Source organism: Marinomonas sp. ABL3_031, from assembly GCF_056161265.1.
The window spans coordinates 90,351-98,470 of the sequence record NZ_JBSWYU010000015.1 but is presented as its reverse complement, the minus strand read 5'-3'; the positions used below and the strand labels follow the sequence as shown (position 1 = coordinate 98,470).

The window sequence follows — 8,120 nt, the reverse complement described above, 5'->3', positions numbered from 1 at the left end:
TAACTCAGTATAGAACGACCTAATGTATTTTTAAAAAACAAAGCTAAAAAAAAGAACCCCAGTGAAAATACTGGGGTTTATCGACACTCTGAGACGCCGTAGCGTCTTTTTTAATTTCAATATTAACCAGCCAATACTTATTAGCTACCTACGTAACTTAACATCACACCTGCCGCAACCGCTGAGCCGATTACACCTGCTACGTTTGGCCCCATTGCATGCATCAATAAGAAGTTTTGTTTGTTTGCTTCCAAACCAACTTTGTTAGCAACACGGGCTGCCATAGGCACTGCCGACACGCCTGCTGCACCAATCAGTGGGTTGATAGCATGCGAAGACATTCGATTTAGTACTTTTGCCATAATGACACCAGCAGCTGTTCCGATAGAGAAAGCAACCAAGCCCAAGGACAAAATACCAAGCGTCTCAAGGTTTAAGAAATCTTCAGAACTCATTTTCGAGCCCACACCCAAGCCAAGGAATATGGTGACAGTATTAATCAGAGCATTTTGTGCGGTATCGCTTAATCTGTCCACCACACCACACTCTTTCATCAGATTACCGAAACAAAACATGCCCAATAATGGCGCAGCAGAAGGTAGAAACATCGCAGCCAATACAGTTACCACAATTGGGAAGATGATTTTTTCTTTCTTCGAAACATGGCGTAACTGAACCATTTTAATAGCTCGCTCTTCCTGAGTAGTAAGCGCGCGCATAATAGGTGGCTGAATAAGCGGCACCAACGCCATATAAGAATAAGCCGCTACAGCAATAGCACCCAGCAATTCCGGCGCCAGTCGACTGGCCACAAAGATAGCTGTTGGCCCATCTGCTCCACCAATGATACCGATCGCGGCAGCATCAGCCAGAGTGAAATCCATGATACCGGTGGCACCAAGCAAAACGGCACCAATAACGGTAGCAAAAATACCAAACTGAGCAGCAGCCCCTAGCAATAAGGTCTTTGGGTTTGCCAACATTGGGCCAAAATCCGTCATGGCCCCCACACCCATAAAGATAAGCAATGGAAATAGTCCTGTCTCAATACCGCCATGGTAAATATAGTACTGTAGACCACCAGGGGAAATCATATGGCCCGCAGCATCATATATTGGCGCCGCAGCAAAGCCCGCCCCTGGAATATTGACAAAAATTGTACCTATACCAATAGGTAATAATAGTAGAGGTTCGAAGCCCTTTTTAATTGCAAGATAGATAAGTAACAAACCCACGCACATCATAACAGCTTGACCCAATTCAAGCTGATAGATACCCGTATCGTAGTATAGATTTAATAGTTTTTGTTCCATTCGGTTAGACCCTTTTATTCCTGCAACTAGATTAAAGTGATAGCAATGCTTGCCCAACTTGCACAGCATCACCTTCTTTAACGTGGATAGAGCCTACTACACCGGATTTCGGTGCCGATATCTCGGTTTCCATCTTCATCGCCTCAAGAATCATGATGGTCTCACCTTCCTGAACTTGTTGACCTAGTTTAACCAGCACTTTGAATATGTTGCCAGCCAATGGTGCCGGTACATCTTCACCACCGCTAGGGGCCGCCGCTGCTACTGGTGCAGTTGGCACTGAGGATGAAGCAGCAGATACAGGTTGAATTTGACTAATATCGCCACCCTCTGCAACTTCAACAACATAGCTTTGACCAGAAACACTTACCGTATAAACAGCAGGACCTTCGGATTTAGAGGAAGCTTCGACCAACTCCTGCCCCGTTGGCACTGGCTCAAAGGCATCTGCATTGCCTCGATTTTCAAGGAACTTCAATCCTATTTGCGGGAACAAGGCATAAGTCAAAACATCATCAATCACGTCATTGGAGAGTTTGACCTGCTTTTCTTTCGCCAAATCTTGCAGCTCTTGAGTCAGTTTTTCTACCTCTGGCTCAAGCAAATCGGCTGGACGACAGGTAATGGGCTCAGCACCATCCAATACTCTTTGCTGCAGCTCTTTATTGAATTCAGCAGGCGCAGCACCGTATTCACCTTTCAATATGCCAGCTGTTTCTTTTGAAATAGACTTGTAACGCTCACCAGTCAGTACATTCAATACCGCTTGCGTACCTACAATTTGAGAAGTCGGCGTCACCAAAGGAATCAAACCAAGGTCTTCACGCACCTTAGGAATCTCTTTTAACACATCATCAAACTTATCTGCAGCACCTTGCTCTTTCAGCTGGTTCTCCATATTAGTCAACATGCCGCCGGGAACTTGAGCAATCAAAATACGAGAATCTGTACCACGCAGAGAGCCTTCAAACTTAGCGTATTTCTTACGCACCTCGCGAAAGTAGGCCGCTATATCTTCGAGCAACTCAAGATCCAAGCCAGTATCACGATCTGTTCCTTGCAGTGCGGCGACAACAGATTCTGTAGAAGAATGCCCATACGTCATCGACATGGATGAAATCGCGGTATCAACTCTATCAATGCCCGCTTCGATTGACTTAAGAATGGTCATATCAGACAAACCCGAGGTAGCATGCGCATGCAACTGAACTTCGAGATCCGTTTGCTCTTTTAAGAGCGACACCAAGTCAAAAGCATCATATGGCGTCAAAATACCAGACATATCTTTAATAGCAATGGAATCAGCCCCCATATCTTCTAGGACTTTCGCGTAATCCACCCAGTTTTGAGTAGTATGTACAGGGCTCTTAGTGTAAGAAATGGTACCCTGAGCGTGTTTGCCCACTTCTTTTACCGACTTAATAGCCTGCTCAAGATTGCGAGGATCGTTCATCGCATCAAAAATACGAAATACATCCACACCATTTACAGCAGCGCGCTCTACAAACTTTGCCACAACATCATCGGCGTAATGGCGATAACCTAATAAATTCTGTCCACGCAACAACATTTGCTGCGGCGTATTTGGCATCACCTTTTTCAGCTCACGAATACGATCCCATGGATCTTCACCAATAAAACGTATACAAGAATCAAAGGTTGCGCCACCCCATGACTCTAATGACCAAAAGCCTACTCTATCGAGCTTTTCAGCAATAGGAAGCATGTCGTCAATTCGCAGACGAGTGGCAAATAAAGATTGATGAGCATCACGTAACACGACGTCCGTAATACCAAGAGGTTGCTTAGTTGTTGTCATAGGTCCAGCCTCTGCAATGTTATGCGTTAAATAGAAAAATTATTTGTTTCTGTGTTGGTGAATAGCGGCAGTAATGGCCGCTGCAATTTGCGGATCAACAGGATGATTTGCAGCCACCGTATTTGGTAAACTGCTCGCTGTCGCAACAGCAATTTCAGGAAAAACCTTATTAATTAACATCGACATATAACTGGTCGCAAAAATAAGCACAATAAGAAACAGAAATACAAATCCCATTCCAAGCACCATCAAACCAACACCATCACTTACCAATTCGTTCATTATCCAACCCTTATTTGCACGAATTATTGCCTTGTTTACCGGCAGCGAATGTGATCATATTCATTTTTTGAACAGATCCTACTTAACAAGTTGATTATTTTTATCATAAACCAGAACAGTTTCATATTTTTTTTGCATAACAGTTAGACTTATTTCGTGAACAACTCCCTCAAAAAAGAGCAAAATTTGCATCACATAAACACTCACCCACCCATCACACTTGCAGTTGCACCAATGGAAGGTGTAATGGACCATACAATGAGAGCATTATTATCAAAAATCGGTGGCATGGATTTTTTGGTATCAGAATTTGTTCGCGTGACTCAGTACCCCATCCCAGTAACCAGCTTCAAAAAACAAATCCCTGAAAATAACCATAGAGCAAAAACAGCCCACCATCATCCTGTACACACTCAATTGTTAGGCAGCCAACCAGAGCTGATGGCAGAAAGTGCACATAATGCCGTTTTAGCTGGCGCCAAACACATTGACGTTAACTTTGGTTGCCCCGCAAAACGCGTGAACGGTCATGGCGGAGGCTCCGTTTTATTACAAAACCCAGACATCCTTTTTCGTATAATGTATGCCATTCGTCAACAACTACCGCCAGAAGTCCCTGTCACAGCGAAAATCCGCTTGGGTTTTGAAGACGAAGAACAGCTTTTTGACAATGTTGCAGCAATAGAAAGTGCAGGCACATCAGCACTCACAGTGCACGGCAGAACCAAGAAAGATGGTTACAAACCACCTGCCAGATGGGAAAAAATTGGCAAAATACAAGACCAGACAAAAATGCGCGTTATCGCCAACGGTGACATCACGGATCTCGTCAGCCTCAAAAGATGTCAAAGCATAACTGGCTGCACAGACTTTATGATTGGTCGAGGCTCTTTAAGTAACCCTTTTGTTTTTCAGGAACTTAGAGCAGGCTTGGAAGGTAAACCAAACAGCAACAAAGATACCTTATTGAAAGCTTTGTTTACCGAATACATTCACAGCTTACAACAAGAATACGACGAAGTTGCCACACTAGGCAGGCTAAAACAATGGTGCGCTCATTTACGCCAAGAATTCACTAGCATACAAACCCACCTACAAACACTGCGTCAAAGTAAAAGTGTTTCAGAGTTTTCAGAGAAACTCTCTGTAAGCTTAAGAGACTAGCATAGACACGATACTAGAATATTCCCAATCAGCCCAACAAACTGTAATTAGCAAGCTATTGATATATAGCAATAAAAAAAGAAGAGTCCTAAGAGAGGAAGTAATGGCGCATCCCGAGCGCGCCATAGTTTCTGCACAGATTCCTCTGCAGACCTTGTCAGTCCTACGTTTTAGCTACACAGCCTCGTCAGGCTGTAGACAGGACTGTAGACAATTATGTACCAAGTCAGCTCTTCACTACGCTACACCTACGTCAGAAATGGCGTTTACTACTTCAGCCGCTTTGTCCCTAAAGACCTTCAAAAGCATTATCGCTCTGACAGACTTGTACAGAGCCTCCGTACTCGTTCACCTGCAAAGGCAAAACAAGCGGCTTCATTGCTTGCATCTCGCTTGGATGAATATTGGTTAGACCTTCGGTTGCGCAATAGCTCGCCATTGTTTCAAGACAAGTTTCTGGAATCGCCCATAAAGGTGCTGAGCAGTGCGCCGTTACTGTCAGAAGCAAAGCAACTGTATTTGGATTTGAAGGGCGCAGGTCGCTCTAAAGTGTTCGTACAGTCCACAGAAAGAACCGTGTCCTACTTAATCCAATGCCATGGTGACCGCTCAATTGATGCATATGTTGGCGGCGATTCCTCTGCATTCAGGTCTTGGTTGATTGATAGAGGGCTTAGCTCTAGCTCTGTTAAACGTGCGTTTAGCATTATTAAAGCAATCATCAACTTGCTATTGGTGAGCTAGGCTTGGACATCCGAAATGTCTTCACTGGCATCTACCTACCTGATACTGGCGATAGTCAAAGGCGTTCGGCGATTGCGGGGAGCAACTTGGCTTTGATTCAACAGGCGTGCATGTCGTTAGACGACGATATGCGTTGGTTGGTAGCGCTTTTGAGTGACACAGGTATGAGGTTGGGTGAGGGCGCTGGACTGCTTGTAGAGGACATCAACCTTGAATCTGAGATACCACACGTATCAATCGCTCCTCACGCCCATCGTTCTTTGAAAACAGCGTCCAGTAGACGAACAGTTCCTCTGGTTGGAGCGTCATTGTGGGCGGCGCAGAGAATCGTCAGTTCTCAGCGCACAGGTTTCTGCTTTCCACGCTATAACCGCCAATCAACAACGAACACCAATAGCGCCAGTGCCGCATTGAACAAGTGGTTAAAAACCGTGTGTCGTGAGCAAATTGTGATTCACGGATTGCGCCATGGCATGCGTGACCGATTGAGGGCTGTGGAAGCACCGTTAGAGATGATTGACCAGATTGGTGGGTGGTCGTTAAAGAGTGTAGGGCAGAGCTACGGAGACGGTTACAGCGTAGAGCATTGTCACGCTTGGCTTAGAAAAGTCGTCCTGTCTACAGCCTGACGAGGCTGTGTAGCTAAAATGTAGGACTGACAAGGTCTGCAGAGGAATCTGTGCAGAAACTATGGCGCGCTCGGGAGGTAACTTAACCTCATCAGAGCCTTCTGTAAGCGCCATATAGGCTTGTCAGCCCACCAAATCAAAGACTTACATAGCCCTGGTTCACTGACAAGGGAGCTGGATTGTCTACACTTTCTACAACACCTGCCCAGATTCAGCGCTGATGGCTGTCTAGGGCACCATAGAGGCTAGCCAGACCTGCCCAAGCACGAATCAATTTAGCGCTGTGATGGCTGTGTAGCGGCTTCATAGGGTACGGGGGAAGGCTTTGCAGTGTTTTGGATGTTGATGTACCAGCCCAGATACATCAGAGGGCTATTTTAGGCTTCTAAGCTGGGCAGTGTGTGAGCCTAAACAGGTGCTATATAGCCTGTGCTGGTCTATGCTGGAACTGTCTACTAGGATAATTAGTAATGCCAGAATATTAACTATAGCATCTACAAATTATGCTTAAAATATACATATCACTCAGGAGGTTTCGAAATATCTAAGCGGTTTGAAAGCCTTGTTGCAACAAGATAAAATCCCGCTGAATTCAAATGACGACCATCATACAATCCAAACGAATCCTCTTTCTTGAAGAGACCTTCGATAAAATAAACTTGATTTAAACCACTGTCATTGGCACTTTTAACTGCTCGCTGAGCGAACAAGTCCTTCTCTCGTTGTATTTCCTCCCTTCCAGTATTATAGAAAGTCCCCAGTACATAGATTGGTGTATGAGGAAGCTTGGAACTTATTCTTTCGATAACGTAAGGCAAAGAAATCTGATAGCTTCTAGCATCAGGGTTTGCCCAGTAATCCAGGACAATATAATCTGGGTTTAGACTTATCATGTAATCTATTATCTCCATATGGCCAATACCCGACCCAGCGAAGCCAAGATTAACAAAATTAACATTAGAAAGCCTGCTGAAGATTGCAGGGTATGTCATGCCTGAATTACTCGCACAACATCCTTGCGTAATACTAGATCCATAAAAAGCAACTAGAGGTCTTGCTTCTTTTTCAGGAGATTTTAGTATTACTGAGTCACGGTCTAAATATAGTCTAACATCTGATACGGCACCCCAAACTGGCAGATAGATCTCAATATCGGCATATTCTTTAATGCTAGAAACATCTGCATCGAAAGATATCATATCTTTATTTGCGGCGGCGCTTAGTTGATAACTTTCATTTATATACAAATCCACACCATTGCTAGACATTATTCCGTGTTCAGATCTTGGTGTAATTACTTTAGCCTCAAAATGAATTTTTTTGGAATTTGTTGAGAATGATATAATTCCACCTGAGAGGTGACGACCATATCGAAAAATGCGGCCACCAACATCGCTTCCAATTGTTTTTTCGATAGATTCAGGGAGCCGACTGAACGTGTTGCTATCAGCATGAGAGATAACTCCTGAGAATTTTAAGTCATCATTTGAAACAATCCTAAGAGAATTATCTGTAGCATTACCGTTTGACCAGACTTTCGGAGTGATCGATTCTAGTGAGGATGCTAATGATTCGTTGTAATAAATCTCCCGCTCCGAATATATTTTTCCCAAATAAAATATAAGCAATAATAGCAAAAATAGAACTACCAACTTAAAATTAAACATTCTACCAAACAATTTATTATACAAAAAATTCTCCAGACAAAATAATGTAGATCTTTAGGATTAGGTATCCTGTTTACTTAATCTTAGGGAAAGTACTTTAAAGTATTTTTATCAATAGTAAAGCTTATATCTCCTTATAATCGTTATCGTCTAGAGTCTATCGCATTCTTGTAAATTCTTTAGACATGAACTTGTTCATAATTTGACCTCCCCCCCGAAATAGACGCCAAAACAACGATGAGATTTCCATTACGATGTAACGAGGAGATCTCACATGAAGAAGCGATATACCGAAGAGCAAATTATCAAGGCCATTGACCTTTCCCCTAAGTTCGCACCATCACATTGATGAGGTCTGCTTATCTTAGGCTGCCTGTTTTGCAAACTCCACGGGCGGTAGATATCCCAGTGAACTATGCGGCCGGTTGTAGTGGTGCCTCCATTGGCCAATAGCTGTCTCGGCTTCCTCGATGGACCTAAACCAGTGCTATGCCACTGCCGG

The 8,120-nt window shown here is 43.8% G+C and carries 7 protein-coding genes and 1 pseudogene; 3 read left to right on the top strand and 5 right to left on the bottom strand.

Annotated features, from left to right (window positions below):
• Window positions 1-140: 140 nt before the first annotated feature.
• The 3 genes from ACXAH2_RS15355 to ACXAH2_RS15345 are packed head-to-tail and all read right to left on the bottom strand — an operon-like array spanning window position 141 to window position 3,414.
• Complete coding sequence (locus tag ACXAH2_RS15355) at window positions 141-1,313, bottom strand: sodium ion-translocating decarboxylase subunit beta (protein ID WP_475079719.1); 1,173 nt, start codon at window positions 1,311-1,313, stop codon at window positions 141-143.
• Between the two features lie 31 nt (window positions 1,314-1,344).
• A complete protein-coding gene (oadA, locus tag ACXAH2_RS15350; protein WP_475079717.1) occupies window positions 1,345-3,132 on the bottom strand; it encodes a sodium-extruding oxaloacetate decarboxylase subunit alpha in 1,788 nt (595 codons plus the stop codon).
• A gap of 39 nt (window positions 3,133-3,171) precedes the next feature.
• The gene (locus tag ACXAH2_RS15345) at window positions 3,172-3,414 is read right to left on the bottom strand and encodes an OadG family protein (protein ID WP_475079715.1); all 243 of its coding nucleotides are present in this window, start codon (window positions 3,412-3,414) and stop codon (window positions 3,172-3,174) included.
• 234 nt (window positions 3,415-3,648) lie between these two features.
• Here ACXAH2_RS15345 and ACXAH2_RS15340 point away from each other — a divergent pair, with 234 nt between their 5' ends.
• The 3 genes from ACXAH2_RS15340 to ACXAH2_RS15330 all read left to right on the top strand — a co-directional run bounded on the left by ACXAH2_RS15340 (window position 3,649) and on the right by ACXAH2_RS15330 (window position 5,951).
• Window positions 3,649-4,578, top strand: coding sequence for a tRNA dihydrouridine synthase (locus ACXAH2_RS15340; protein WP_475079722.1), 930 nt, complete (start codon window positions 3,649-3,651; stop codon window positions 4,576-4,578).
• Window positions 4,579-4,794: 216 nt separating this feature from the next.
• A complete protein-coding gene (locus ACXAH2_RS15335) occupies window positions 4,795-5,322 on the top strand; it encodes a DUF6538 domain-containing protein (RefSeq protein WP_475079713.1) in 528 nt (175 codons plus the stop codon).
• Between the two features lie 2 nt (window positions 5,323-5,324).
• Window positions 5,325-5,951, top strand: a complete 627-nt coding sequence (locus ACXAH2_RS15330; protein ID WP_475079711.1) for a tyrosine-type recombinase/integrase — start codon at window positions 5,325-5,327, stop codon at window positions 5,949-5,951.
• 521 nt (window positions 5,952-6,472) lie between these two features.
• Here ACXAH2_RS15330 and ACXAH2_RS15325 read toward each other — a convergent pair.
• Both ACXAH2_RS15325 and ACXAH2_RS15320 read right to left on the bottom strand, forming a co-directional pair.
• Window positions 6,473-7,642: an SGNH/GDSL hydrolase family protein gene (locus tag ACXAH2_RS15325; protein ID WP_475079709.1), complete on the bottom strand. Its 1,170-nt coding sequence runs from the start codon at window positions 7,640-7,642 to the stop codon at window positions 6,473-6,475.
• Window positions 7,643-7,982: 340 nt separating this feature from the next.
• Window positions 7,983-8,105, bottom strand: a pseudogene (locus ACXAH2_RS15320) (integrase core domain-containing protein); the annotation flags it as partial.
• Window positions 8,106-8,120: the final 15 nt, after the last annotated feature.

What these genes read in the sequence shown, in the direction of transcription:
- ACXAH2_RS15355 (WP_475079719.1), bottom strand. Translation starts at nt 1,313, where the DNA reads ATGGAACAAAAACTATTAAATCTATACTACGATACGGGTATCTATCAG.
- oadA (WP_475079717.1), bottom strand. Translation starts at nt 3,132, where the DNA reads ATGACAACAACTAAGCAACCTCTTGGTATTACGGACGTCGTGTTACGT.
- ACXAH2_RS15345 (WP_475079715.1), bottom strand. Translation starts at nt 3,414, where the DNA reads ATGAACGAATTGGTAAGTGATGGTGTTGGTTTGATGGTGCTTGGAATG.
- ACXAH2_RS15340 (WP_475079722.1), top strand. Translation starts at nt 3,649, where the DNA reads ATGGAAGGTGTAATGGACCATACAATGAGAGCATTATTATCAAAAATC.
- ACXAH2_RS15335 (WP_475079713.1), top strand. Translation starts at nt 4,795, where the DNA reads ATGTACCAAGTCAGCTCTTCACTACGCTACACCTACGTCAGAAATGGC.